This is a genomic window from Thalassospira sp. GO-4 (assembly GCF_023588965.1).
Lineage (GTDB): Bacteria > Pseudomonadota > Alphaproteobacteria > Rhodospirillales > Thalassospiraceae > Thalassospira > Thalassospira povalilytica.
In genome coordinates this window covers 4,225,914-4,251,717 of the sequence record NZ_CP097807.1, presented here as the reverse complement: position 1 = coordinate 4,251,717, position 25,804 = coordinate 4,225,914, and the positions used below count along the sequence as shown (strand labels likewise).

The window sequence follows — 25,804 nt, the reverse complement described above, 5'->3', positions numbered from 1 at the left end:
ATGGCATCGCGTTCTTGTAAAAACCTGAAAATCAAGCAGGATATGCCATCACCAACTCTGCCGGGGAATTGCGTGTATCATCGGTTCCGGGCTTTCAGATGCTGGCGTTTTATGCTGCTGATGCCATTTCTGGCGATCGGCCTTGGCGCTTGTCAGCCCGATGATCCCTGGCAATTCAACATCTGCCGCATTGCCCTTCCCGGTATTGAAGACGAAGCACCCAAAATCCGGCTTCTGACCCGATTTGACAAAATCACCGATCAGACGCGCATCACCCTGCACTATCAGATCATACCGGACAATGCCCAAACGGCTCCAGCCCAGGGCCCATCACCATCGGCCATATCGTCCCTGCCGGTCCATCAGATGACCTGTCTGTTTTCACATGCAGACAAACCCAACAGTCCCGGCACCCTGATCGGGATCGAAACCAGCCGGTTCGGACCGGTTTCCCCGACCCATCTTTCGATCCTGAACCGGTTCTGGCTTGATCGTGTCGGCAGGCAGGCGCTTGATCGGTATGAAAACCCTGATCAGCACGGCCTGACGCCCGATGTGCCGGAAGTTTCCCTCGATCTGGCCTATGGGCTGCAACTTGGTATCAATGGCCTGTCTCGCGGGGCGATTTACGGATTGCTCGCGCTGTCTTTCACGCTGATTTACGGGTTGATCGGACGGATCAATCTGGCCTTTGGCGAAATCGTCATGACGGCGGCCCTGTCAACGGTGATTGGCGGTTTGCTGTTGTCATCGCTTGCCGGATGGAACCTTTTTCTGATCGTGATCGGGGCAACCGCGATGGCGGTCTTTGTCGGTTCCGGACTTAGCCATCTGACTTGGCGCAATGTCTTTGGGCCGCTCGGACGCAAGGCCGCGGGTGGCCGGGCCGTGATTGTGGCATCGCTTGGATGTGTTTTGTTCATTCAAGAGTTTGTCCGGCTTGTCATATCGGCTCGTAATTTCAATCTGCCGCCGCTGTGGCAATATTCGTTTCCGGTCCTGCGCAGCGATCAGTTCGTTGTGCGCATGCTTGGATTTGACGTCCTGTCAATCGGCATGGCCGTTGCGGTTGGTGGCGTCCTGATCTGGATGATGGCAAATACCCGGTTCGGACGCCAATGGCGCGCAATCAGCCAGGATCGCATTGCTGCTGGTCTGTGCGGCATATCGTTGCAACGCATCGAACAGCAATCATTTGTTCTGGCTGGATTTTTATGCGGCATTACCGGTGCTGTAATGGCGTTGCGTTATGGCGTGATTAACTTTCATTCCGGTACACTTTTCGGGTTCAAGGCACTGGTCGCGGCCATTCTTGGTGGCATCGGGCAGATGCGCGGGGCCTGGTTGGGCGGATTTGTCATCGGCCTGACAGAGGCATACTGGTCCGGATATTTCGGCGGCGCCTATCGCGATGTCGCGGTATTCGGGTTGCTGGCCGCCATTCTGGTCCTGCGGCCCGGCGGGCTTTTGGGCGTAAATGATGGAAAAGACAGCTTGTTCTCGCCGCGCGCGGGACAAATATAAAAATCAAAGGCCCGGGACAGAACCGCTTATCGGTTTCAATGATCAGGCAGAAAGACACGAAGGCGGTTAGAATGGCGACCCACCACAAACTTGAATGGATCTCGCAGGATGAGGCCATACAGGCCTCGCTTGCGAAATGGCAACGCGTTGTCGATGTGATGACACGGCTTCTTGGTGCGACATCCGGTTATGTTGTCGAATATAACAAGGACCGAGGATACCGGGCGGCTGTAACCAGCCAGAATGCGGAAAACCCGCATCGCGACATTTCCGGCAAGGCGGAACCACTTGATTCCAACATTTACTGCCGACGCGTCATTCAGGAAAAGACACCCTTTTATGAACCCGACGCCCGCGGAAAATCGGAATGGACCGACAATCCCGAACTGACTGATGACGGTTATGTCTCCTATTTCGGTACGCCGCTTCTGTGGCCGAATGGTGAGGTTTTTGGCACTCTGTGCGTGTTTGATCGCCAGCCAACCAGCTACGAGGACTCCCTTCAGACACTGCTTGATGTTTTCCGCGATCTGATCGAGGCCGACTTGCGCCTGTATGAACAGTTCGAAGTCATGCGCGAAATGTCGATGACAGATCCGCTGACCGGGCTGAATAACCGCGCCGGATTTGAAATGCTTGCCCATCAGAAAATCCGCATCGCCAAACGCTATCATCATCATATCGGGGTCATTTTCTTTGATCTCGACAATATGAAGCACTGGAACGACGATTATGGCCACGCCGCCGGGGATGCCGCCCTTCGTGCGGTTGGCAAGGCCATCACTGACAGCATCCGCGAGGTTGATATTTGCGGTCGCGTCGGCGGTGACGAATTTGCCGTGCTTGGCTATGTCCGGAACCGGGGGGATCTTACGACCATCATCACCCGTGTGCGCAACGCGCTTGCGAATATCAAACTCAACATCCCCAACGCCAAAGCACCGATCCGCGAGACACCCGAAATCAGTTCGGGGGCATCTGTTTTCTTTGAACCAATTAACCAAAATTTCGAAGAAATGATGGCGGTTGCCGATCTTGAAATGTATCGCGACAAGAAAAACCGCCAGAAATAGGGACTTTGGCGTTTTCACCGGTTTCAGGTCGGTTAAAAAATCATTGCAACAAGCGTGATCCATTAACCACATGGTATGGATTTTGGCTCAGACTGCGTGACGGGTTGCAAACCCGAAAAATAGAATAACGCACACGAGCTTACAAAATGCAGATCCGCAAAGGCACTGCCGACGATCTTCCTTTCATTCGCGACCTGACCAAGCGCGCGACGGACTCAACCTATTTCATCGAAGGCATGGGCGATGCCGCAACCAATCTGGTTGCCCGCTATGTCGAACAGTCGACCAGTGTTTTTGAAAATGCCCTTGGCAGTGGTAACCACACTGTCTATGTCGCGACCAAAGACGACATTCTTCTGGGCTATGTCATCGCCATCCACAACAGCCCGGAAATCGACTGGATCATGGTTGATCCGGCATCACATGGCAGCGGTGCCGGCAAGGCATTGATGATGGCGGCCCTTGATGCCCTGTCGGAAAAGGGTGCACGCAGCAATGTCCGCCTTAAGGTCGTTGCCCATAATGAACGCGCCAAGGCGTTTTACCGCAAGTTCGGCTTCCTCGTGACCGGCCCGGTGCCGGACCGCGAAGTCCCGACCGTGGAAATGCAGCGCGCCGCTTGACGAAACGCCGCCAGATTGGCAATTTGGCGGCGAACCTTATTCGGAGCTTTTATGTCAGAGTCCCGGCACAGCCGCTGATCGCGGTTTGACAGCCTGACCTTCCAGACCGCTGATCAGCAGATCGGACCGCCTGCCCGCCAATGAAACGGGCGCGCGTGGCCGGTATTGTTGTGCCCGCCCCGATCGGAAACCGTTTTCCCAACTGGTTTTCGGACTCTGACAGTGAATATTTCAAAGAATGAACAGCGCGTGCTGCATGCACTTGCGCAAGGTGGCCTGATCAAGGTGATCAAGGACGACCACAATCGCATCCTCGAAGCAGACTGCATTACCCGTGACGGCTGGTTTCTGACCGCCTGCACGATCGAGGTGTTCAAGAAACTGCGCAAACGCCGCTTCATCCGATCCCGCGCCGGTGCGCCTTATCGCATCACCCGTGAAGGATTGGTTGCGGTTCGTGCCGAACTGTTTCAACGCTAACAACAAAGCCCGGCCAAATTGGCCGGGCTTTGTTCATGTATGCATGACGATATTGATCAGTTTGCCAAACGGGTCGCGGACGTAAAACCGCCTGACACCCCATGGTTCATCCGCCGGGCCATATTCGATGGCAATCCCGGCATCGGTCATTTTGCCAAGGATTTCGTCGAGGTTATCGACCTCGATCGACATGTCGGGCACCGGGGTTCCCGATCCGCCTTCGGTGGCGAAATTGACCTGGGTTGTCATGGTTTGCCCCGCCACGGCAAAGGTCCTGATCCAGCCATGATCCATCACGGTATCAAGGCCAAGGATGTCCTCGTAAAACACGACAGCCTTGGCGATGTCATCCACCGCAAAATTTGCAACGATACGTTTAACAGCCATGGTGCAAGCGGCTCCTGATATCGTCTATTGCGCGGCCTTTTCGCCGGCAATTGCCTTGGCGCGCTTATAGGGACCAAACGGGATTTCCTTGGGCGCGAAGGTATCGGCCGATGCGCGACCCCAGCGCGAATGCCATTCATGAAGCTCCTCGATCTCTTTATCTGCCAGAAGGAAACCTTCGGGCAGGTACGGATAGGCTTCGTTGCCATCAATGAATTCATTGTCCTTCTGGCGGACCATGAAGTGATAGGGCATGAAATTGCGCGGATCGGTCAGGCCAGCTGCACCGGTGATTTCGGCCAGCGCATGCATGGTATTTTTATGGAACCGTGCGACGCGTTCACTTTTATCACCCGGTTCCAAAGCGCGTTGACGGATTTTATCCTGTGTCGCGATACCAACCGGGCAGCAGTTGGTGTGGCAGCTTTGGGCCTGAATACAGCCAAGGGCAAACATGAAACCGCGCGCGGCATTGCACCAGTCCGCCCCAAGTGCCAGGGTTCGTGCAATATCAAAGGCCGAGATGATCTTGCCCGCGGCCCCGATCTTGATCTGATCACGCAGCCCCGCCCCGCGCAGTGCATTGTGAACGAAAGTAAGACCTTCCTGCATCGGCATGCCGACACGGTTGGCAAATTCAACCGGGGCGGCACCGGTTCCGCCTTCCTTGCCATCGACCACGATGAAGTCGGGTGTGATCCCGGTTTCAAGCATGGCCTTGATGATCGACATAAATTCGCGACGATGGCCAATGCAAAGCTTGAACCCGACCGGCTTACCGCCGGAAAGATCACGCAAGCGACCGATGAATTCCATCAGGCCGATCGGCGTTGAAAAGGCACTGTGTGCCGAAGGCGATACACAATCCTGTCCCATCGGAATGCCACGGGCATCGGCAATTTCCTTGGTGATTTTGGCGGCGGGCAACATGCCGCCATGACCGGGCTTTGCCCCTTGGCTAAGCTTGAGCTCGATCATTTTGACTTGCGGGTCGGCGGCAGTTTCGGCGAATTTTTCCTCGGAAAATGTGCCGTCTTCATTGCGTGCCCCGAAATAGCCCGACGCCACCTGATAAATCAGATCGCCACCGCCTTCGCGGTGATAGCGCGAAATGCTGCCTTCGCCGGTATCATGGGCAAAGCCGCCCTTTTTCGCCCCCTTGTTCAGCGCCAGGATCGCATTGCCCGACAGCGCGCCAAAGCTCATGGCCGAGATGTTATAAAGGCTGCAATCATAGGGTTGCTTGCAATGTGGCCCACCAACCCGGACCCGGAAATTGGTATCGGTGATGTGTTTTGGCGCCACCGAATGCGTGATCCAGGAATAACCCGATTTATAGACATCCTCGATCGTGCCAAACGGGCGTTTGTCTTCGACACCCTTGGCGCGCTGATAGACAAGGCCGCGGGCCTGACGGCTGAACGGGATTTCGTCCTGATCGCTTTCCAGAAGATACTGGCGGATTTCAGGACGGAAACTTTCAAGGATGAAGCGGATATGCGCACTGATCGGATAGTTGCGCAGGATGGAATGCTTGGTCTGATGAAGATCATGAATGCCGACCAGAAGCAACAGACCGAACACCACCGCCGGCACCCAGAACCAGCTATCAATCACGCCGGCACAAACCACGGAAATGACGGTCAGAAGCGCAACGCCTGTAATGACGAAATAGCGCTGGTTCAAAATAAAGAATTTCACGGTGCTCTCATCCTGTCTGTTCAGGTCGACCTGATGGATCGCGATTGCAGCCTGTGCGGGCAAGCTTTGGCAACCCGATCCTTGAGTGAAGCCTATGGCAATGTCGTTGATTTTTAATGAAGTGTCCCCTCATGCATGTAGGGACGATATTGCCAACATCAAGAAAAAGCCGCCCGTGAGGAAACTCAGGGGCGGCAGGAAGTTCAACAGGGAGGCCGGGGTTAAAACCCCGGACCAGAAACACCGAAGGTTTGGGGGAAAACCGGTGTTTCTGGTCAAACCGGAAGATGGGGTTGGCAAGAACCCTTAGGCCTTGCCGTAACCACCACCGCCCGGGGTTTCGATGATGAAGACATCACCCGGATGCATTTCTGCCCCGTCGGTGCCTTTCAGCTCGATCACGGTACCATCAACACGCTCGATGGCGTTGCGACCAAGTTTGCCCGGTTCGCCACCGGCAACGGCCTGGTTTGGCACGCGACGGTGGTTGGACAGGATCGATGCGGTCATGTCTTCGAGGAAGCGGACACGACGGGTCGTGCCATCGCCGCCCTTGAATTTGCCGTTACCACCCGACCCTTTGCGGATTTCAAAGCTTTCGAGCATGACCGGGAAACGCCATTCAAGGACTTCCGGATCGGTCAGGCGCGAGTTGGTCATATGGGTGTGAACACCGCTGGTGCCGTCAAAATCAGGACCGGCACCCGAACCGCCACAGATGGTTTCATAATACTGATGCGTATCATTGCCCCAGGTGAAGTTGTTCATGGTCCCTTGCGCACCCGACATGACGCCAAGGGCGGCATAAAGGGTATCGGTGACATGCTGGGACGTTTCAACGTTACCGGCAACAACGGCGGCCGGATAACGCGGATTGAGCATCGATCCTTCGGGCACGATCAGATTGACCGGCTTCAGGCACCCGGCATTGAGCGGAATGTCATCATCAACAAGCGTTCTGAAGACATAAAGAACCGCTGCACGGGTCACAGCCGACGGGGCGTTGAAGTTGTTATCAAGCTGATCGGACGTGCCTGTGAAATCAACCGTCGCCGAACGGGTTTCCTTATGGATGGTGACCTTGGCCTTAACGACCGCACCATTGTCCATTTCATAGGAGAACTCGCCATCCTTGAGAACATCAATCACGCGACGAACGCTTTCTTCGGCATTGTCCTGAACATGGCCCATATAGGCATGAACAACATCAAGGCCAAAGTGATCGACCATCTTGCGCAGTTCCTGTACGCCTTTTTCGTTGGCGGCGATCTGTGCGCGCAGATCGGCGATGTTCTGATACGGGTTACGGGCCGGGTATTTTGCCCCTTCGAGAAGTGCGGTCAGGCCGGCTTCGTCAAATTTGCCCTGATCAACCAATTTGAAGTTGTCGATCAGAACGCCTTCTTCTTCGAGAATGCGTGAATTCGGCGCCATCGACCCCGGCGTAATCCCGCCGACATCGGCATGGTGACCACGCGATGCGACATAGAACAGGATGTCCTTGCCATCATCGCCAAAGACCGGTGTGATCAGGGTGATGTCAGGCAAATGCGTCCCGCCGTTATACGGGTCGTTCAGCATATAGACATCGCCCGGCTTCATGGTGCCGACATTGTTGCGCATAACCGCCTGAACCGACTCACCCATCGATCCAAGATGGACCGGCATATGCGGTGCGTTGGCGATCAGTTGGCCTTCCTGATCAAACAGGGCGCACGAGAAGTCGAGACGTTCCTTGATATTCACCGAATAGGAGGTGTTGGCAAGGGTAACGCCCATCTGTTCGGCAATATTCATGAAAAGGTTGTTGAAGACTTCCAGCATCACCGGATCGGCCTGGGTGCCGATGGCTTCAGACCGTTTCATGGCAACCACACGGGTCAGAACCAGATGGTCACGGCCATTGACCTTGGCTTCCCAGCCCGGATCAATCACGGTGGTGCCAACCGGTTCCACAATCACGGCCGGGCCGCGCACGGTCGCACCCGGTTTCAGGTCTTCACGTTTGTAGAACGGGGTATCTTCGGTTTTACCATCAAACACCACCGGACGGGTCGCAAGGGCTGTGATCGCCACATTGTCGTTGGTTGCTTCGGCTTCGGCATCCGGAAGGCTATGGGTTTCGCCGATGGCCTCAACCGCGACAGCTTCGACGACCAGCGGTTTCTCGTCCATGACAAAGCCATAGCGCTGCTTGTGCTGTTCTTCGAACTGGGCCTTGATGCTATCGACATCACCGAAATCAACGATCAGCGGGGTGTCGGTGCCGTCATAGCGCAGATGCAGCTTTTTCAGCATGGTGATCTTGGCATCACCAATACCCTGTTCATGCAGTTCGGCACGGGCATCAGCGGCCAAGGCATCAAGCTGTTCATCCAGACCGGAAAGCGCATCAGAGGCAAGCTTCGCCTCGACCGCCTGTTCGCGCATCGCACGAATATCGGCAAGACCCATACCATAAGCCGACAGAACACCGGCGAACGGATGGACAAAGACCTTAGTCATACCAAGGGTGTCAGCCACCTGGCAGGCATGCTGCCCACCGGCACCGCCAAAGCATTGCAGGATATAGTCGGTTACGTCATAGCCGCGCTGAACCGAAATCTGTTTGATCGCGTTTGCCATGTTTTCAACGGCAATACGCAGGAAGCCTTCGGCGACTTCTTCGGGCGTTCTGACCTGACCGGTGCTTTCCTTGATCTTGGCAGCCATGGCTTCGAAACCGCTGCGGACCGCATCGGCATCAAGCGGCTCGTTGCCTTCGGGGCCAAAGACATTGGGGAAGAAGTCCGGCTGAACCTTGCCCAGCATGACGTTGATATCGGTCACCGCAAGCGGACCGCCACGGCGATAGGCCGCCGGGCCCGGGTTTGCACCGGCACTGTCGGGGCCAACGCGGAAACGTGCACCATCGAAATGCAGGATCGAACCGCCACCGGCCGCAACCGTGTGGATTTTCATCATCGGCGCACGCATGCGCACACCGGCAACCTGGGTTTCGAAATCGCGTTCATATTCGCCGTCATAATGCGAAACGTCGGTCGACGTGCCGCCCATGTCGAAACCGATGACCTGTTTGAAGCCATCCATTTCAGCCGTACGAACCATGCCGACAACGCCACCCGCCGGACCAGACAGGATTGCGTCCTTGCCCTGGAATTTGGCGGCATCGGTCAGACCACCGTTGGACTGCATGAACATCAGTTTCACGCCGCCCAGTTCGGACGCCACCTGATCGACATAACGACGCAGGATCGGCGACAGATAAGCATCAACAACCGTGGTGTCGCCACGCGATACCAGCTTCATCAGCGGGCTGACTTCGTGACTGACCGAAACCTGGGTAAAGCCGACTTCACGGGCGATTTCAGCCGCCGCATTTTCATGGGCGGTGTAACGATACCCATGCATGAAGACGATGGCACAGGCACGAATGCCGGAATCAAACGCCGCCTGAAGGTCCTTGCGCAGATTGTCGCGATCAAGCGGGGTCAGTTCCGTCCCCTGGGCGTCGAAACGACCATCGGCCTCGATCACACTTTCATAAAGGGTTTCGGGCAGTTTGATATTGCGATCAAACAGACGCGGGCGGTTCTGATAGGCAAGGCGCAGCGCATCGCGGAAGCCCTTGGTGGTGACCAGAACCGTGCGGTCGCCTTTACGTTCAAGAAGGGCGTTGGTCGCAACCGTGGTGCCCATCTTGACGGCTTCGATTTTCTCGGCCGGGATTTTTTCGCCTGCCGGAACTTCGAGAAGTTCACGAATGCCCTGAATGGCGGCATCGCGATAACGTTCCGGGTTTTCCGAAAGCAGCTTGTGAGTGACAAGCGATCCGTCCGGCTTACGCGCCACGATGTCGGTAAAGGTACCGCCGCGATCGATCCAGAACTGCCATTTCGGCTGTCCCGATGTCTGCGAAGCGGGGGAATTTTGGTCGTGAGAAGCCATGATGCTTACTCCTTGGGCATCTGTAGTCATAAAATTCTGTGCGAACGATCAGATCTTCAAAAGGCCGGTCAGCCATTCATTTGCTGGGGCAGCCATGTTGCGATTTCCGGGAATACGGTAATCAGCAAAACAGCAAGCAACAGCAGGAAGAAGAACGGCAAAGCAGCCAGCGCAATGGCAAACAGGTTCTTGCCTGTCAGGCCTTGCAAAACGAACAGGTTGAAACCCACGGGCGGGGTGATCTGCGACATTTCGACCACCAGCACCACATAGATACCAAACCACAACAAATCGATCCCGGCGGCCTGAACCATCGGCAGGATGACCGAGGTGGTCAGAACCACCACCGAAATCCCGTCAAGGAAGCAACCAAGAACAATGAAGAACACGGTGAGTGCCGCCAAAAGCGCATAGGGCGACAGATCCATCTGCGCAATCCAGGCCGCAAGTTCACGCGGGATCCCGGTAAAGCCCATGGCCACGGTCAGAACAGCCGCCCCTGCCAGGATAAAGCAGATCATGCAGGATGTGCGGGTCGCTCCCATGATCCCGTCAATCAGGCTTTCCTTGGTCAAGGAACCGCTTAGTCGCGACAGGATCAGCGCTCCGACAACTCCGAATGCCGCGGCTTCGGTCGGGGTGGCAACACCGCCATAGATCGAACCGATCACAGCCGAAATCAGGGCAATAACCGGGATCAGGCGACCTGAAGCGCGGACTTTTTCGCCAAACGGAATGCTTGGTTCTGCCGGGGGCATTTTGTCCTTGTTCACCGTGGCCCAGATGCCAACGAAGCTCATGAACAGAATGATCAGCATGACACCGGGCAAAACACCGGCAATGAACAGACGCGCAATCGACAGTTCGGCAGACACGCCATAGACAATCAGAATGATCGACGGCGGGATCAAAAGGCCAAGCGTCCCCGACCCGGCCAGCGTGCCAAGGATCAGCTTGTCGGCATAGCCCTGCTTGCGCAATTCCGGGATCGACATGCGCCCGATGGTCGCCGCGGTCGCCGCAGACGATCCCGACACCGCAGCAAAGATGCCACAGCCCAGTACATTCACATGCAACAGACGACCCGGGAGTTTATTGAGCCAGGGGGCAAGACCGGTAAACATGTCTTCTGACAGGCGCGACCGGAACAGGATTTCCCCCATCCAGATAAACAGCGGCAGCGGGGCCAGCGACCATGTCGCCAGGCTTGACCAGGCAGTCGTTGCGATGATCGGACCGGTCTGGGCACTGGTAAAGAAATCAAGTGCGAAAACGCCGATGGCAAACAGTGACAGGGCAACCCACAATCCTGCCCCAAGGAACAGGAACAACAACCCCATCAGGATCAGGCCAATTTCAAGTACTTCCACGACCGTCCCCTATTCGTTCAATTCGTTTGCTTCGCCAGCAGCGAAGGCAGCCTGACGACCGGCAACGGTATCAACCAGTGCTTCGATCATGCCGATGGTAAAGACGATCAGGCCAAAGGCCATTGCGGCCTGTGGGATCCAAAGCGGAAAGGCAAGAACTCCGGGCGACGTATCGCCATAGGAAAAGCTTTCTTCGGCAAGAACCGCCATCCACCAGGCGAAATATCCGCCAAGGAAAGTTGCCGCCAGAAGCGTGATGCTTTCGATCACGCGGCGCAGCCCGCCCTGAAGGTGGGACAATATGATCATGACCCGGATATGGGTCCCGGCGCGCAGTGCCGGACCAAGTGCCAGGAACGTTCCCGCCGCCAAACAGAAACCGGCCAGCTCGTTTGCGTCATGTACCGCAATTCCAACCAGACGGCCAAGCGATTGCGCCAGAATAAGAAGTGCGATCGCGACCATAAAAACTGCGGCCAGCCCGGCACTGAACTTGAATAAGTAATTTAGTGATCTGCGCACAGCAGTCCCCTTTCCGCCCGCGATGTCGCGAAGCTGATTGATTGTTCCCTAAGAACAGTAACATCAAATTGTGGGGTTTGTCCGGGACCGGACAGAGGACGACGTCTGCCCGATCCCGAAAGACGAAAGAACCTTAGTTCTTGAAGGCGTCGATGATGGCAGCACCTTCATCGCCGGTTTTTTCAAGCCACTCGGAAACCATGGTTTCACCGGCTTTGGCCAGACCGGCCTTCAGTTCATCGCTCGGCGCAGCAACGTTCATGCCGTTGTCAGCCAGAACTTTTTTCTTCTCGTCAGCTTCGGCCATGCTCATTTCCCAACCGCGGGTCTCGGCTTTGGCAGCAGCGTCAAGAACGGCTTTCTGGGTTTCAGCCGGCAGACGGTCGAACGACTTTGCATTCACGACGACCATGTTTTTCGGAAGCCATGCCTGAACGTCATAGAAGTTCGAAACGAAGTCCCATGCCTTGGAGTTGGCACCGGTCGACGGCGAGGTGATCATTGCTTCAACAATGCCGGTTGCAAATGCAGTCGGGATTTCCGGAACTTCAACCTGGGTGGCAACCATGCCGGTCAGATCGGCAAGCTGCGAAGTGGTCGAGTTGTAAGCGCGGAATTTAACACCTTCGAGGTCTTCGACCTTGTTCACCGGGTTTGCGGTATAAAGACCCTGTGCCGGCCACGGAACAGCATAGAGAACTTTAAGGCCGTCTTTTTCCAGTGCGGCTTCGATACCGGCGCGCGAGACTTCCCAAAGCTTTTTCGCATCGTCATAGGACGTTGCAAGGAACGGGATCGCATCAACGGTGTAGATCGGGTTTTCGTTGGCCAGCAGCGAAATCAGGGTTTCGCCGATCGGAACCAGACCGCGCTGAACCGAACGCTTGATGTCTGCATGTTTGAAAAGCGAACCACCGGAATGAACGGTGATGGTCAGTTCACCACCCGACGCGTCATTCACGTCCTTGGCAAATTCGATAATATTCTGGGTGTGGAAGGTCGCGTCCGGGTACGGCGTTGCCATATCCCATTTTTCTGCCGCAGCCGCCAAACCGGCCGACATGGTGATGGCAGCAACAGCAACCGTCGAAAGTGCTTTTTTCAGCATTGATAAGTCTCCCTGTGTGTTGAGGCGTGGAGTCAGGATAGCAGAGACTCCAAATTAATCACCCGACATCTTGATCACATTTTACTGACAAATTGTCAATGTATTTTCATAACAGCTATGTGTTTTCAACATCTGCCTCAAACTTTTTGGATAATTTTGCTCAGCTATTGAGCATACCCCACACTCAGCGCGACTATAAATTGAGCCCAACTCATAAAATTGGTATCCTTTGACTGTTAAGACACCAATAATACTGCCAGCTGCAGAAGAACCCGAGGTGCTTTATATTGCTTATTGAAAGTCTTAGAGGTAGGGGGTTTAGCACCGAAGATGGATTAAATGTCGACGCCGTAATTTGGGACGACGAACTGGTCGAACTGGCGTCGATTGACGAACCTTTGCCAGACTTGTCTCAAGAAGGAACAGAATTCACACTCTGGGTACTTCTAACTAACAGCTTCCTAAATGCCATTGCAGGCAAAGAAATTTCTTCAGGAATAGCAGCTAATGACCTACTGCAAAAAAATAGAAGCCTGATTGGTGACTTAATAATTTCTGAATACGAATCTTTTATTCATTCCGGCACCTCAAAACCAATCATAATTAATGAACAAAGTGTGTTTGGTATTAGCTGGAACGAGCTAAGATCCCGTGTCGCCGCCTTCCAACAAACCGGGGTAAAAGGCTGTACTCTTCCCTCTTTATCTTGGGCAATGCTGCCAAAAAAGAGTGGTGTTAAGTCACTATCAAGTTGGTTTCATCAGAATTTCCAAGACCCCACTCAAAACATTCTGCCCAGTGGGAAAAAGGGAGCGTATCTGTATATAAACGGAGGCCCATACGAAGCTGATGAAATTATCAAATCTGTATTCGAAGGCTGGGTTCTCGACGAAATTATTGATGAAACCTTGGACGCCCTGAACAACGAAAGCCATGAGTGGGTCCCGGCGCATAACAGAGTAGTGACACTCAGTGACTTCGCATCAATGCAACAGTCTAAAAAGGCGCAAATTCAACCGACAGAAACCGAACAAGCCCACAATACCTTGCATCAAGAAATCGAGAACTTGAAACGTGAAATTGCACAGATACGGCAAGAATATCTGCAACCTGAAACAGCCCCGCCACGCTGGCACAACTCACCACCAGAAATAATTGATGACATTGACACGCTAGAGTCTGCCTCTCATGCGATCATTACAGAGTCACTAACGGCGCCAAACAACGACGTAATCTCAAAAGCAATTAACGACCTGAAGTCCGTACGACTCAAATGGAAACCTATCATAGTTATCTCCACCGCAACTGTTGCTACAAACATGACAATGTCTTTAATGGACGAACTAAGTCGACACATTGCCGTACGCCTGAAGCCTTACGTAGATAGGGTATTTGACGCCGCAATCGCGTGGATAAATACTGTTTTTTGATTAGACGATTCGGCTACATCGCACTTGCCGCGCGCGATGCCTGATCGTAAACGCCGGAAATGGCGCGGAGCGTCTTGGCAACATCGCCGACTTCCTGGCTATTCACACCAAGGCGCTGGAACGTTTCGACAAGACAGGCTTCGCGGACTTCGCGGTATTTTTCGCACATGGCGCGCCCGTCGGCGGTCGTACCGTAATGGACTTCCTTGCCGCGCTTCACACCTTCGACAAGGCCTAGCTTGCGAAGCTTTTTAAGCGAGTAATTCACAAGATGGCTGTCTTCGACATTCAGCACAAAGCACACTTCCGAAAGGCTTTTTTCGCGTTCGCGCGAATTGACATTATGCAGAACAAGAATGTCGAGAACCGATACATCCGGCATCCCGGCCGCGCGCATGCATCGAACCATCCAGCGGTTGAATGCGTTGCCTGAAAGGATCAGCGCGAATTCAAGCTCCGAGAGTTCTGCGGCGCGTTCCGATACAAGATGCGACGATGAAACAATACGTGGTTTATCAGCCATCCGACATTTCCTGCTTTCGTACCTATACTGTTATTGCGGTCTATTTCTGTAAAACGCCACAAGTTTGTCGGGATTTTATCGCAATAAAAGCAGCCGGGTAAAGACCCGGCTGCTGTTTGTTATCGACATTTCGTCATTAAAGTGAGCGCATCCGTTCCAGGAAACCGTCAATCTGGGCCCGAAGGTCCCCGCTTTGACGGCCAAGATTGTCCGCTGAATGATGGACTTCGGTTGCGGCACTGTTGGTTTCACCAACAGCAGCAGACACACCTTGCATCGCCGATGAAATTTCCTCGGTCCCGGCGGCTGCCTGTTCGACATTTTGCGAAATCTCGCTGGTGGCAACGGTTTGCTGTTCCACCGCTGCGGCGACGGCGGCAGCCCGTTCACTGATTTCGGCAATCATGGTCACGATTTCATCAATCGCACTGACAGCAATGCCGGTTGCCTGCTGGATATCATTGATCTGGATGGTGATATCCTCGGTCGCCTTGGCAGTCTGGTTGGCAAGGTTTTTGACCTCGCTTGCGACCACGGCAAAGCCTTTGCCGGCGTCACCGGCACGGGCGGCCTCGATCGTGGCGTTAAGTGCCAACAGATTTGTCTGACCGGCAATATCACTGATCAACCCGATGACTTCGCCAATCTTGATGGCGGAATCATTCAGCCCCTGGATATTGTCATTGGTTGACCGTGCCCGTTCGGTCGCCGATTGGGCCATGGACGATGTTTCGGTCACCTGACCGGAAATCTCGTTAATGGATGCGGCAAGTTCGGTCGCAGCCGTTGCCACCAGCTGCACATTTGATGACGCCTCTTCTGCGCCGGATGAAACGGCCATCGACTGGTCGGCTGCTGTGTCCGCACTGCTGCGCAGAACGTTTGACACCTGATGAAGCTGTTTGACAGCAACAGCAACGTCGGCCATCACGGCGACAACTGCCTGATCGAATTCCTGAATATACTGTTCCTGGGTTTCCATGCGTTTGCGGCGGCGCTCGTCATCGGCTTTTTGGGCCGCTTCAAGTTTGACACGCTCGATCCCGTTTTCACGGAAAATCAGAACAGCACGACCCATTTCACCAATTTCATCGGCACGATTGACCTCGTTGATATCGACGTCAAAGTCATTTTCAGCCAGACGGGTCATCTTGTTGGTCAATCCGCCGATCGCACGGACAATCGCGCGCGACAACAAAACAGAAAGCCCCAGAAGCGCAATCACCCCGATCACATACATCGCAACCGTGATGGTCAGGCTGGTTTTGGCGATCTGTTCAGCTTTTTGTTTTTCCAGCGCGGCGGTTTCGGCAATGGATGCGCTTAGCGCTTCAAGAACCGGTTCGGCCTGTGCGTAATAATCCGACAACAATCCCAGTTCGGCATTTCGTTGCAGGATCTTTCCTGCCAGCGCCTTGAAGTCCGCGACATAGGAATTCATCAACTTTGTGATATTGGCCTTTTCCGCAGCCGGAATGTCGGATGCCGCCAGTGCCGGTCCGAATTCGGTCAAGCGCTGATCAATACGATCGACGTATTTTTCATCGATACGGGCCAGGAAGTCTTTTTCGTGGCGACGCATCATCAACATGATGACAGTCAGATTGTCTGCCTTGTATTTCGCAAGCGCTTCTTCAACATTGTGGACCGAACCACGCAAACGGCCCCAAAGGCCGCCTTCTTCGTCCAGACCGATTTCACGTTGCAGGGCAACGATGGTTTCGAATTCCGCAGCATAGTTTGCAAAGGCTTCCTTGATCTGCGCGATTTCAGCAGCAGATTCCGCCAGTTCCGGATCAGCTTCAAGCGTTGCAAGCCCCGAACTTACACGTTCGACGACTTCGGCATGCTGGGTAACGTATTTTTCATCGAGCCTTAGCAGAAAGTCCTTTTCACGCCGACGGGCATGCAAGAAATCGCGCGATATTTCATCGGCAATCAACCGATCATCAAATGCTTCCTGTGCTGCCATTTGCGCTGACTGGCGCTGTTGGTCGGCAACGAACTGTACCGCTGCAACAACCACAAAGATCACAAGCGCCACCGCCCCGATCAGCGAAATCTGATAAAGAAGCTTCATGCGTGAAAGGAAATTCATCTAAACCCCCAAGCCTTACCGGACCTGTCCAAAAGTGTGAGACGCGACATGACAGGCACAAGCCAACCTACAACGGCACTGCACAAACATCCGGTCGCCCCAAACCTTTTAGTTTGGGATGCGGTGGCTGGTTTATCAGAAGGGAATTGTTACGGTTTTGTGACAATTCCCGTTTTCGACACCGATGTCAGCGCGTTGACGCGAAACGAAATTCGCATCCGTGCTCGCATGCGCGATACCGAAATACATTTGCACCGCATACAAACAAAACAAGGGGGAAGACGAATCTTCCCCCTCCTTTCGGATAGAATTGTGACGTCAGGCAGCCCGATAACCGATCAGCTGACAGCCCGCATCCGCGCAAGAAACTGATCAATCCGTTCACTCAAACTGTCACTTTGACGACCAAGGTTGTCGGCCGAGCCGCGCACGTCACTTGCGGCTTCTGTGGTGCCGGCAACCGCCGATGACACGCCCTGCATCGCCGATGAAATTTCACTGGTCGCCGATGCAGCCTGTTCGACATTCTGCGAAATCTCGCTGGTGGCAACGGTTTGCTGTTCAACAGCAGCAGCAACAGCTGATGCACGTTCGCTGATATCGGTGATCATGCGCACGATTTCGTCAATTGCCTCAACGGCCGAAAGCGTTGCCTGCTGGATTTCATTGATCTGCAATGTGATGTCTTCGGTGGCCTTTGCCGTCTGATTGGCAAGGTTTTTGACCTCGCTTGCGACCACGGCAAATCCCTTGCCCGCTTCGCCCGCCCGGGCGGCTTCGATCGTTGCGTTCAGCGCAAGCAAATTGGTCTGTCCCGCAATATCGTTGATCAGACCGATCACCTCGCCAATGCGTACGGCGGCGGCATTAAGACCCTGGATATCCTCGTTGGTTGTCTGCGCGCGCTGGCTGGCCGATATGGCCATTTGCGATGTGTCACTGACCTGCCCGGCAATTTCATGGATCGATGCCGAAAGTTCGGTTGCCGCGGTCGCAACCAGCTGGACATTTGACGATGCTTCTTCGGTTCCGGCCGAAACGGTTGTTGATTGCTCATTGGCCGTGGCCGCACTGCTGCGCAGGGTTTCCGATACCGCATGGAGCTGCTGCACGGCGGTTCCCACCTCGCTCATCATGGCAACAACATCATTGTCAAATTCGCGAATGTGCTTTTCCTGGCTTTCGATGCGTTTGCGCTGCTTTTCATCCAGTTCGCGTTGCTGGGCTTCGAGTTTCTGGCGTTCCAGTCCGTTTTCACGAAACACCACAACCGACCGCCCCATTTCGCCGATCTCGTCTTTGCGATCTGCTTCTTCAAGTTTGACGTCAAAGTCATTCCTGGCCAGACGGGCCATTTTGCCTGTCAGACCGGTAATCGCGCGCACGATCGCACGCGCCAGAATGATCGATAACAAAATCAGCACCAGCGCACCGGCGATAAAGATTGCAAAGGTAACCTGAACGCCGGTATGGGCGATTTCTTCGGCCTGCATCTGCATTCGTTCGGCGACCTCGCCGATGGAATTGCTGAGTTCTACCAGAACCGGTTCGACCGCACTGTAATAGACACTAAGTTGCGCAAGCGATTCCTCGCGGGCAAGAACGGCATCGGCCAGCGCCTTGAAGTCCGCGATATAGGATGTCATCAGCTTGGCCAGTTCGGCCTTTTTTTCGTCCTGAATGCTGCCTGCCTTTTGCAGGGCCGCGTCAAATTCCTTGGCTGTGGCATCCACATTGCTGACATAGACAGGATCAAGGGTGGCCAGGAAATCCTTTTCATCGCGACGCATCTTAAGAACCGCAATTGAAATATCCTTGGTGTTGGAAAGTCCCAGCATCGCTTCAAGCTGGGCAATCTTGCCAAGCGCGGTTTCCACTTCGGAGGCAGCTTCGCGCATTTCACCAAGCAGGCCGGAACTGGCATCCAGCCCGACCTTGCGTTGCAGTTCGACCACATTGGCAAATTCGCTGACATAATCTTCAAAGGCGGCTCTTGCCTGATCTACCTGACCGATCAGCTCACCGATTTCCTTGCGCCCGGCAAGTTCTTCAAGCCCGCTACGCACCGAAGCCGCCGCCTCGCTATGAGAGGTAATATATTCTTCGCTTTTACGAAGAACAAAATCCTTTTCATGGCGTCGGGCATTAAGGAATTCCCGAGAAATTCCGTCCACCACAAGCTGATCGGCGGTCGCGGCCTTGGCAATTTCCTGTGCGGACTGCCGTTGCTGATCTGCGACAAACTGGGTCGTTCCGACAACAGCAAAAATGACCAGTGCGACAATACTTATCAGTGAAATCTGATAGACAAGTTTCATACGCGACAAGAAAGACATGTTTCACCCCCCCTAAAATCCAGTCCATGTGCGTTATTGTTCTTGTTACACGGCTGTCATAGAAACACCCCACCCAAAGTAGATCAATAAACACTTAAGTATAGATCGACGGGTGAAACCGGGTGTGTTCAGTCGGAAATAAAGCCAATTCGCCATTTATTTCCGCGCTCTGCGAACTATGTTGGTTGTTCTGGAAAGATGGTAATCTTGCCGGACGAATACCACCGTGCCGCAATCGACACAGAAATCAGGAAGCAATTCACCCATGAGCAAAGCATGAGTACAGCATGAGTATCTGGGGCAAAATTATTGGCGGAGCCGCAGGTTTTGCCTTGGGCGGACCACTTGGCGCAATTCTTGGCGCAACAGCCGGCCATGTCGTTGACAAGATCAAAAGTGCGGCAAATGGCGGACCGCAGCTTGGCGGGCATGACCCGAGACAGGTTGCCTTTGCCACGGGTGTAATCGTGCTGGCCGCCAAGATGGCCAAGGTTGACGGCCATGTCAGCCGTGATGAAATCAACGCATTCAAACGCGTCTTTCATATCCCGCCGGGCGAGGAAAAGAATGTCGGACGTATCTTTGATATGGCGCGCGCATCCTCGGACGGGTTTGAAATCTATGCGCGGCAAATCGCCACCATGTTCCGCGGCGAACACGCCCTTCTGGAAGGCATTCTAGAAGCGCTTTACCAGATCGCGATGGCCGATGGCGAATTGCATCCGGCAGAACAGGCATATTTGAAAAAAGTCGCCCATATCTTCGGATTTGCCGATGTCGACTTTGACCGCGTCCATCACGCCTATACCGCGTCGAACGGTGCCGATCCTTATGAACAGCTTGGCGTGACCCGCGATGCCAGTGACGATGAACTGAAAGCAGCACATCGCAAATTGTCACGCGAAAACCATCCCGACACCTTGATGGCCAAGGGCATGCCGCCTGAATTTATCGAACAGGCGAACGACAAAATGGCCCGCATCAATGCCGCGTGGGATCAAATCCGCAAGGAACGCGGCATCCGCTAATTGCAAAACAGCGGGACGTAACGGCTGACAGATGATTTCCCTTGCAACGGCATCCAATTTGCTGTTTGCAGGGGACCTGTCACAGTGACCTGTTTTCTGAACTCAAGCTTATCGGTTTTTCCATGGCGCCACCGCTGATCAATATTAATGACATTCGCCTGACCTTTGGCGGCAATGATCTGTTTTCCGATGTGTCATTTGCCATTGGCGAACGTGACCGGCTATGTCTGGTCGGACGTAACGGCGGCGGGAAATCCACCCTTCTGAAAATCATCGCCGGCGAAATCGAAGCCGATGGCGGCGAACGTTTTGTCCAGCCGGGCTGCAAGGTTGCCTATCTTAATCAGGAACCGAAATTTGACGGCTATGACACGGTCGAAGATTTCGTTCTTTCGGCACTGGACGAACATGAACAGGAATATGCCTATCGTTCAGACATGTTGCTGGCGTCGGTTGATATTGACCCCAAGGCCGATCCCAAAAGCCTGTCGGGTGGCGAAGGCCGCCGTGCGGCAATTGCGCGTGCCCTGATTGCCGATCCACAGGTTCTGTTGCTTGATGAGCCGACCAACCATCTTGATCTTCCGACCATTGAATGGCTTGAAGGCGAGATCAAGAATTTCCGCGGCGCCGTCGTGGTGATTTCGCATGACCGTGCATTCCTGAATGCAGTGTCGAACGGTGTCCTTTGGCTTGATCGCGGTGTCATGCATCAGGGGGCGATCAACTTTGCCAAGTTCGAAGAATGGTCCGAGGAAATCTATCGCAAGGAAGCCGAAGAACGCGCAAAGCTTGATAAGCTGATCGCACAGGAAACCGTTTGGTCCGTTCAGGGCATTTCGGCCCGCCGCAAACGCAACCAGGGCCGTCTGCGCCGTCTTTACGACATGCGCGAACAGCGTTCCAAACAGGTTGACCGCATCGGCAATGTGTCGCTTGCCGCCGAGGCAGGCGAAACATCGGGCAAGGTCGTGATCGAAGCCACCGACATCGCCAAGTCATTTGGCGACCGCCAGATCATTGCCGATTTCTCGACCCGTATCCTGCGCGGCGACAAGGTTGGCATCATTGGCCCGAACGGGGCGGGTAAAACCACCCTGCTTAAAATGCTGACCGGGCAGCTTGAACCTGACAGTGGCACGATCAAGATCGGCACCAACCTAAATCCCAGCTATTTCGATCAGAAACGTATCGCGCTTGATGACGACAAGACGCTTTGGGATACGTTGTGTGATGTTGGCGGCGACCAGGTGATGGTGCGCGGCAATCCGCGCCATGTGGTCAGCTATCTGCGCGATTTCCTGTTTGATGAAAAACAGGCCAGAAGCCCCGTTGGCGCCCTTTCGGGTGGAGAACGCAACCGTCTGCTTTTGGCGAAATTGCTGGCAAAGCCGACCAACCTTCTGATCATGGACGAGCCGACCAACGATCTGGATATGGATACGCTCGATCTGCTTCAGGAAATGCTGGATGACTATGAAGGCACGCTTCTTCTGGTCAGCCACGATCGTGACTTCCTTGACCGTGTTGTGACGTCTTCCATCGTTATGGAAGGCGACGGAACGGCTGTTGAATATGCAGGTGGCTATTCCGATTACATCACCCAGCGCAAACTTTCGCGCGCAGAACCGGCCAAAGAAGACAAATCCGCCGCCAAGCAGACCAAGAAATCAACAGGCACATCATCAACACCGGCAAAACCGAAATCATCTTCGAAGCTGAGCTACAAGGATCAGCGCGAATATGACAACCTGCCCGGAGCGATGGCAAAGCTGGAAGCGGAAATCAAAACGCTTGAGGATGCGCTTTCGGACAGCACTCTGTTCACCAAGGACCCGACCGGATTTCAGAAAAAGGTCGACCGCCTTGATGCCGCAAGAAGCGAACTTGAAGCATCCGAAGAACGCTGGCTGGAACTTGAAATGCTGCGCGAGGAACTCGGTCTGGGATAAGCGCCCAACCGACACCCGAAAATTTCATCTGGCATCTTTTGCGCCCTGCTGCTTTACGTGATGTAAAGACCGGGTCACACTTGTCCTGCGCGTAATTCTGGCACGATCAGATATTCTCGATTGAAAAGAACTCATTTGTCGTTTGGCTGCAAACAGATGACAAAGGAATGTATCGTTATTGGGCACATGCGCGTGCCGCCCCTTATTGAAAGCCTGCTCCATGCCGCTTAAAGCAATGCTTATGGCCCTGTCCGTTGCCGTCATCTGGGGCATCAACATGCTGACCGTCAAAGGTGCCGTTGCGGAAATTCCGCCCTTTATGCTTACGGCCATACGATTTGCCTCGGTCGCGATCCTGCTGATCCCGTTTACCCGGGTGCCACGCGGGCGCATGGGCCGTCTGGCAATCATTTCCGTTACATTCGGCAGTCTTCATTTCGGGGTGCTGTTCTTTGCACTGTCGATGATTGATGCCGGGCCGGTGGCGATTATTGTCCTGCTTGGCGTGCCGTTTTCATCAATGCTTGCCACCTATTTCTTTAATGACCGGCTTGGCTGGAAAAGGCTTTCGGGCATGTCATTGGCCTTTGTTGGCGTGACGATCATGTTCTGGGATCCGACCATGACCGATCTTCAGCTTCCGCTGCTGCTTGTGGTGTTTGCTGCCTTCATGTGGGCGGTTGCAAATGTCATGATCAAGAAACTTGGCGATATTGATACCTTCCAGCTCAATGGCTGGATGGCGCTGTTTGCGACCCCGCAATTGCTGATCCTGTCCCTGGCGTTCGAACCGGGATCGGTGCAAGCGGTCTTTGACGCCAGTTGGGTGGCCTGGGCCAATCTGAGCTTCACGGTTGTGATGTCATCAATCGTTGCATATGGCTTCTGGTATCACTTGCTTAAAACACAGGATGTGAACGCGGTTGTGCCATGGTCGCTGCTTGCCCCGGTGATCAGCGTTCTGGGATCGTTTGTCGTATTTGACGAAGCCTTTTCAATGCTTAAGATCATTGGCGGGATTGTCGTGCTATGCGGGGTGACCGTCATCATGCTGCGCAAACCCGTTCAGCGCAAAACACAGGGCATGGATTGATCCAGATGGCATCCGGGCAGTCACGAGACCACAAAACGGGGGAAATCATATCCTGCCCGTCGCCCAATTTCGGACCGCGACCGGAAGGCTGCCCGATCAACATACTGGTTCTGCACTATACCGGGATGCAGACCGGCAACGATGCGCTTGAACGCCTGTGTGATCCGCAAAGTTCGGTTTCCAGTCATTACCTGATCGAGGAAGACGGACGCATCTTCGCCCTTGTTGACGAGGACAAACGCGCCTGGCACGCCGGGCGTGGATGCTGGCAGGAATGCGACGATGTGAATTCCCATTCGATCGGCATTGAAATCGTCAATCCGGGGCATGAATTTGGCTATCGCCCTTTTCCCGATACCCAAATCGCATCGGTGATCAGCCTGTGTCAGGAAATTCTGGCACGCCACAATATCCCCGCTGATCGCGTCATAGCCCATTCCGACATGGCCCCGGATCGCAAGGAAGATCCGGGCGAACTGTTTCCTTGGAAACTGCTTGCCGAAAACGGCATCGGCATGTGGCCCGAACCAGACCATGGAACAGCACATCCGGTTGATCGGGAAGCTTTTGACAAGCTTCTTGACCGGATCGGTTATGGTTGGCCCGCAAGCGGTCAGGACCAGACGAAAAAGAACGATGATCGCATCAAACGCGCCATCGCATTTCAGCACCACTGGCGTCCGGAAAACATTTCGGGTGTGCTTGACGGGCAATGCATGTCAATTGCCACTGCCCTTGCCAATATGATTGGCAAATAGGCTGCTTTGTACGTTCCCCACCCCATCGCTTTTGCTTGACGTTCAGATCGATGTGACCTACATCCGCACCACCAGATGGCCGGATGGCTGCCCTTGTTGTTTACAACGGGGGAGGAAAGTCCGGGCTCCACGGAGACACGGTGCCAGATAACGTCTGGCGGGGGCGACCCTAGGGAAAGTGCCACAGAAAGCAAACCACCGACACAGCGCAAGCCTGTCGGAAAGGGTGAAAGGGTGCGGTAAGAGCGCACCGGTCCTTCAGCAATGCGGGACGCATGGTAAACCCCACCGGGAGCAAAACCTAATAGGAATGGTCGGCCGGGTGCTTCGGCATTGTCGGCAGGTGGGTTTTCGCACCACCATTCGGGTTGGTTGCAGGAGGCGTTCGGCGACGGACGTCCCAGATGAATAGCCATCCAGTGCGGTTCGCCGCATGGACAGAACCCGGCTTACAGGCCATCTGGTATTATTTCCCAAAATAAAAGGCGATGACTGGATTTGTCACCGCCTTGTGTGATCAGATGCATCGTCCGAACACGCCGGGTTTCAGCCGCGCTCTGCGATGGATTGCGCGAAATGCTGATCTGCCTCTTCCTGGGTACCGACCGGGAAATCGGCCGCGGTCTGATCCTTGATCATTTTGCCCAATGTCGGAAGCGTCTTGCGATCGATCTGTGTGCCAGCGTCCCAAAGCTTGGAACGCATCAGCGATTTTGCACAATGCAGGAAGGCTTCCTCCACCGTGATTTTGATCGCGGTGATCGGCGGTTTGGGCGTATCGGCAAACAGATCAAGCAACGCCGGGTCAATGCTGATTTCAGCCCTGCCATTCACACGCAGCGTTTCATTCACGCCCGGAACAAAAAACAGCATCCCGACTTTGGGGTTATCGACGATATTGGCCAATGTATCGATACGATTGTTGCCCGGACGGTCCGGCATGACGATGGTGTTGTCATCGACAACCTTGATGAAACCCGGGCCGTCGCCACGCGGGCTGACATCGGCGTCGCCATTGGCATCAGCAGAAGAAATGACCGCAAAGGGTGCCAGTGCAATGAAATGCTTGCAATGCGGATCAAGCCGCGACAGGCATTTGTCAACGGCAAGCCCCATGGGTTCACCGTAAATCGCACGAAGCTTGTCATGCGTATCGATTTTGGTTTCTGCAGACGTCATCAAAAGGCACCTTATGCGGGAATCAGGGGCCGAAGGTGCGTTACTTGCGAACGGAAGTCAATTACCGATCAGCACCCCGGTCACGAAGCTATGATCTGGTCAACATTTTTGACGGCTGCGAACTCGCTATTCAGGCTTGCCAGTGCCACATCATGCACCAGTTCCGCCGGGAATTCCCGCCCGTCAGGCAGGCTTCGATCAAAGGTCGCACAGGCATCCGCAGCAATGACAACATCAAAGCCAAGATTTCCGGCCATCCGTGTACTGGTATTCACACAATGGTCGGTCGTAATCCCGCATAGCACCAGTTGTGAAATCCCCTGCGCGCGCAGGTCCGCCTCAAGACTTGTTCCGATAAAGGCCGAATTGACGTTTTTGCCATAGACCGCCTCGCCCTCCATCGGTGCGAGTGCCGCCTTGAAGGCATTTCCGCGATCATCAGGATGCAACCGCGATTGTGGCTCGGTCGAGTTGTGTTTGACATGAATAACCGGCCAGGCGTTTGCGCGCCAATGGGTCAATAACCGCACTGCATTGGTTTCGGCATCGGGGTTATTGCGTTTCCCCCAATAGGAAAGATCATCAAATCCTTGCTGCCAATCAATCAGGATCAGGGCGGTTCGGGTCATGGGTGAGGCTCCGATAACAATACGGGAAGATCAGGGCACAGA

The 25,804-nt window shown here is 54.3% G+C and carries 20 protein-coding genes and 1 other RNA gene; 10 read left to right on the top strand and 11 right to left on the bottom strand.

Going from position 1 to position 25,804, the window contains the following annotated elements; translation table 11 throughout:
• Positions 1-111: 111 nt before the first annotated feature.
• The 4 genes from M9H61_RS19305 (at position 112) to M9H61_RS19290 (ending at position 3,700) form a co-directional block, all read left to right on the top strand.
• Positions 112-1,524 (top strand): branched-chain amino acid ABC transporter permease, encoded by a 1,413-nt coding sequence (locus M9H61_RS19305; protein WP_250282409.1) that lies wholly within the window; start codon positions 112-114, stop codon positions 1,522-1,524.
• Between the two features lie 71 nt (positions 1,525-1,595).
• Complete coding sequence (locus M9H61_RS19300; RefSeq protein ID WP_250282407.1) at positions 1,596-2,597, top strand: sensor domain-containing diguanylate cyclase; 1,002 nt, start codon at positions 1,596-1,598, stop codon at positions 2,595-2,597.
• A 146-nt stretch (positions 2,598-2,743) separates the two neighbouring features.
• On the top strand, positions 2,744-3,220 hold the full coding sequence (locus M9H61_RS19295) for a GNAT family N-acetyltransferase (protein ID WP_250282404.1): 477 nt from the start codon (positions 2,744-2,746) through the stop codon (positions 3,218-3,220).
• Between the two features lie 222 nt (positions 3,221-3,442).
• Positions 3,443-3,700 carry a YjhX family toxin gene (locus M9H61_RS19290; protein WP_250282401.1) on the top strand — a complete coding sequence of 86 codons (258 nt, stop codon included), beginning with the start codon at positions 3,443-3,445 and terminating at the stop codon, positions 3,698-3,700.
• A 33-nt stretch (positions 3,701-3,733) separates the two neighbouring features.
• On the opposite strand, the gene M9H61_RS19285 is transcribed toward M9H61_RS19290, so the two are convergent.
• From M9H61_RS19285 to M9H61_RS19260, 6 genes are all read right to left on the bottom strand, one after another.
• Positions 3,734-4,087, bottom strand: a complete 354-nt coding sequence (locus M9H61_RS19285; protein ID WP_250282398.1) for a VOC family protein — start codon at positions 4,085-4,087, stop codon at positions 3,734-3,736.
• Positions 4,088-4,111: 24 nt separating this feature from the next.
• The gene (locus tag M9H61_RS19280; RefSeq protein ID WP_250282397.1) at positions 4,112-5,788 is read right to left on the bottom strand and encodes an FMN-binding glutamate synthase family protein; all 1,677 of its coding nucleotides are present in this window, start codon (positions 5,786-5,788) and stop codon (positions 4,112-4,114) included.
• 306 nt (positions 5,789-6,094) lie between these two features.
• A complete protein-coding gene (locus M9H61_RS19275; RefSeq protein ID WP_250282395.1) occupies positions 6,095-9,736 on the bottom strand; it encodes a hydantoinase B/oxoprolinase family protein in 3,642 nt (1,213 codons plus the stop codon).
• Between the two features lie 68 nt (positions 9,737-9,804).
• Positions 9,805-11,106, bottom strand: a complete 1,302-nt coding sequence (locus M9H61_RS19270; protein WP_068519541.1) for a TRAP transporter large permease — start codon at positions 11,104-11,106, stop codon at positions 9,805-9,807.
• 9 nt (positions 11,107-11,115) lie between these two features.
• On the bottom strand, positions 11,116-11,628 hold the full coding sequence (locus M9H61_RS19265; RefSeq protein ID WP_068519540.1) for a TRAP transporter small permease: 513 nt from the start codon (positions 11,626-11,628) through the stop codon (positions 11,116-11,118).
• Between the two features lie 133 nt (positions 11,629-11,761).
• Positions 11,762-12,736, bottom strand: a complete 975-nt coding sequence (locus tag M9H61_RS19260; RefSeq protein WP_068519539.1) for a TRAP transporter substrate-binding protein — start codon at positions 12,734-12,736, stop codon at positions 11,762-11,764.
• Positions 12,737-13,023: 287 nt separating this feature from the next.
• Between M9H61_RS19260 and M9H61_RS19255 the strand changes: the two genes are divergently transcribed.
• Positions 13,024-14,166, top strand: coding sequence for a hypothetical protein (locus M9H61_RS19255; protein WP_250282379.1), 1,143 nt, complete (start codon positions 13,024-13,026; stop codon positions 14,164-14,166).
• Positions 14,167-14,179: 13 nt separating this feature from the next.
• On the opposite strand, the gene M9H61_RS19250 is transcribed toward M9H61_RS19255, so the two are convergent.
• From M9H61_RS19250 to M9H61_RS19240, 3 genes are all read right to left on the bottom strand, one after another.
• Positions 14,180-14,689 carry a winged helix DNA-binding protein gene (locus M9H61_RS19250; RefSeq protein WP_068519538.1) on the bottom strand — a complete coding sequence of 170 codons (510 nt, stop codon included), beginning with the start codon at positions 14,687-14,689 and terminating at the stop codon, positions 14,180-14,182.
• A gap of 136 nt (positions 14,690-14,825) precedes the next feature.
• Positions 14,826-16,787, bottom strand: coding sequence for a methyl-accepting chemotaxis protein (locus tag M9H61_RS19245; protein ID WP_250282377.1), 1,962 nt, complete (start codon positions 16,785-16,787; stop codon positions 14,826-14,828).
• Positions 16,788-17,125: 338 nt separating this feature from the next.
• The gene (locus M9H61_RS19240; RefSeq protein ID WP_082817859.1) at positions 17,126-19,123 is read right to left on the bottom strand and encodes a methyl-accepting chemotaxis protein; all 1,998 of its coding nucleotides are present in this window, start codon (positions 19,121-19,123) and stop codon (positions 17,126-17,128) included.
• 287 nt (positions 19,124-19,410) lie between these two features.
• Here M9H61_RS19240 and M9H61_RS19235 point away from each other — a divergent pair, with 287 nt between their 5' ends.
• The 5 genes from M9H61_RS19235 (at position 19,411) to rnpB (ending at position 24,422) form a co-directional block, all read left to right on the top strand.
• On the top strand, positions 19,411-20,151 hold the full coding sequence (locus M9H61_RS19235) for a TerB family tellurite resistance protein (RefSeq protein ID WP_068519535.1): 741 nt from the start codon (positions 19,411-19,413) through the stop codon (positions 20,149-20,151).
• Positions 20,152-20,273: 122 nt separating this feature from the next.
• Complete coding sequence (gene abc-f, locus M9H61_RS19230; RefSeq protein WP_250282371.1) at positions 20,274-22,103, top strand: ribosomal protection-like ABC-F family protein; 1,830 nt, start codon at positions 20,274-20,276, stop codon at positions 22,101-22,103.
• Positions 22,104-22,323: 220 nt separating this feature from the next.
• A complete protein-coding gene (locus tag M9H61_RS19225) occupies positions 22,324-23,196 on the top strand; it encodes a DMT family transporter (protein ID WP_250282369.1) in 873 nt (290 codons plus the stop codon).
• 5 nt (positions 23,197-23,201) lie between these two features.
• Positions 23,202-23,954 (top strand): N-acetylmuramoyl-L-alanine amidase, encoded by a 753-nt coding sequence (locus M9H61_RS19220; protein WP_250282367.1) that lies wholly within the window; start codon positions 23,202-23,204, stop codon positions 23,952-23,954.
• Between the two features lie 71 nt (positions 23,955-24,025).
• Positions 24,026-24,422: RNase P RNA component class A (gene rnpB, locus M9H61_RS19215), an RNA gene on the top strand.
• A 78-nt stretch (positions 24,423-24,500) separates the two neighbouring features.
• Here rnpB and M9H61_RS19210 read toward each other — a convergent pair.
• Positions 24,501-25,133, bottom strand: a complete 633-nt coding sequence (locus tag M9H61_RS19210; protein WP_114113716.1) for a pyridoxamine 5'-phosphate oxidase family protein — start codon at positions 25,131-25,133, stop codon at positions 24,501-24,503.
• Between the two features lie 80 nt (positions 25,134-25,213).
• Positions 25,214-25,762, bottom strand: coding sequence for a cysteine hydrolase family protein (locus M9H61_RS19205; RefSeq protein ID WP_250282365.1), 549 nt, complete (start codon positions 25,760-25,762; stop codon positions 25,214-25,216).
• Positions 25,763-25,804 lie beyond the last annotated feature (42 nt).

Bases quoted from the DNA above. Each gene is read 5' to 3' on its own strand.
- M9H61_RS19305 (WP_250282409.1), top strand. From the start codon at position 112: ATGCTGCTGATGCCATTTCTGGCGATCGGCCTTGGCGCTTGTCAGCCC.
- M9H61_RS19300 (WP_250282407.1), top strand. From the start codon at position 1,596: ATGGCGACCCACCACAAACTTGAATGGATCTCGCAGGATGAGGCCATA.
- M9H61_RS19295 (WP_250282404.1), top strand. From the start codon at position 2,744: ATGCAGATCCGCAAAGGCACTGCCGACGATCTTCCTTTCATTCGCGAC.
- M9H61_RS19285 (WP_250282398.1), bottom strand. From the start codon at position 4,087: ATGGCTGTTAAACGTATCGTTGCAAATTTTGCGGTGGATGACATCGCC.
- M9H61_RS19275 (WP_250282395.1), bottom strand. From the start codon at position 9,736: ATGGCTTCTCACGACCAAAATTCCCCCGCTTCGCAGACATCGGGACAG.
- M9H61_RS19260 (WP_068519539.1), bottom strand. From the start codon at position 12,736: ATGCTGAAAAAAGCACTTTCGACGGTTGCTGTTGCTGCCATCACCATG.
- M9H61_RS19250 (WP_068519538.1), bottom strand. From the start codon at position 14,689: ATGGCTGATAAACCACGTATTGTTTCATCGTCGCATCTTGTATCGGAA.
- M9H61_RS19245 (WP_250282377.1), bottom strand. From the start codon at position 16,787: ATGAATTTCCTTTCACGCATGAAGCTTCTTTATCAGATTTCGCTGATC.
- M9H61_RS19240 (WP_082817859.1), bottom strand. From the start codon at position 19,123: ATGTCTTTCTTGTCGCGTATGAAACTTGTCTATCAGATTTCACTGATA.
- M9H61_RS19235 (WP_068519535.1), top strand. From the start codon at position 19,411: ATGAGTATCTGGGGCAAAATTATTGGCGGAGCCGCAGGTTTTGCCTTG.
- abc-f (WP_250282371.1), top strand. From the start codon at position 20,274: ATGGCGCCACCGCTGATCAATATTAATGACATTCGCCTGACCTTTGGC.
- M9H61_RS19225 (WP_250282369.1), top strand. From the start codon at position 22,324: ATGCCGCTTAAAGCAATGCTTATGGCCCTGTCCGTTGCCGTCATCTGG.
- M9H61_RS19220 (WP_250282367.1), top strand. From the start codon at position 23,202: ATGGCATCCGGGCAGTCACGAGACCACAAAACGGGGGAAATCATATCC.
- M9H61_RS19210 (WP_114113716.1), bottom strand. From the start codon at position 25,133: ATGACGTCTGCAGAAACCAAAATCGATACGCATGACAAGCTTCGTGCG.
- M9H61_RS19205 (WP_250282365.1), bottom strand. From the start codon at position 25,762: ATGACCCGAACCGCCCTGATCCTGATTGATTGGCAGCAAGGATTTGAT.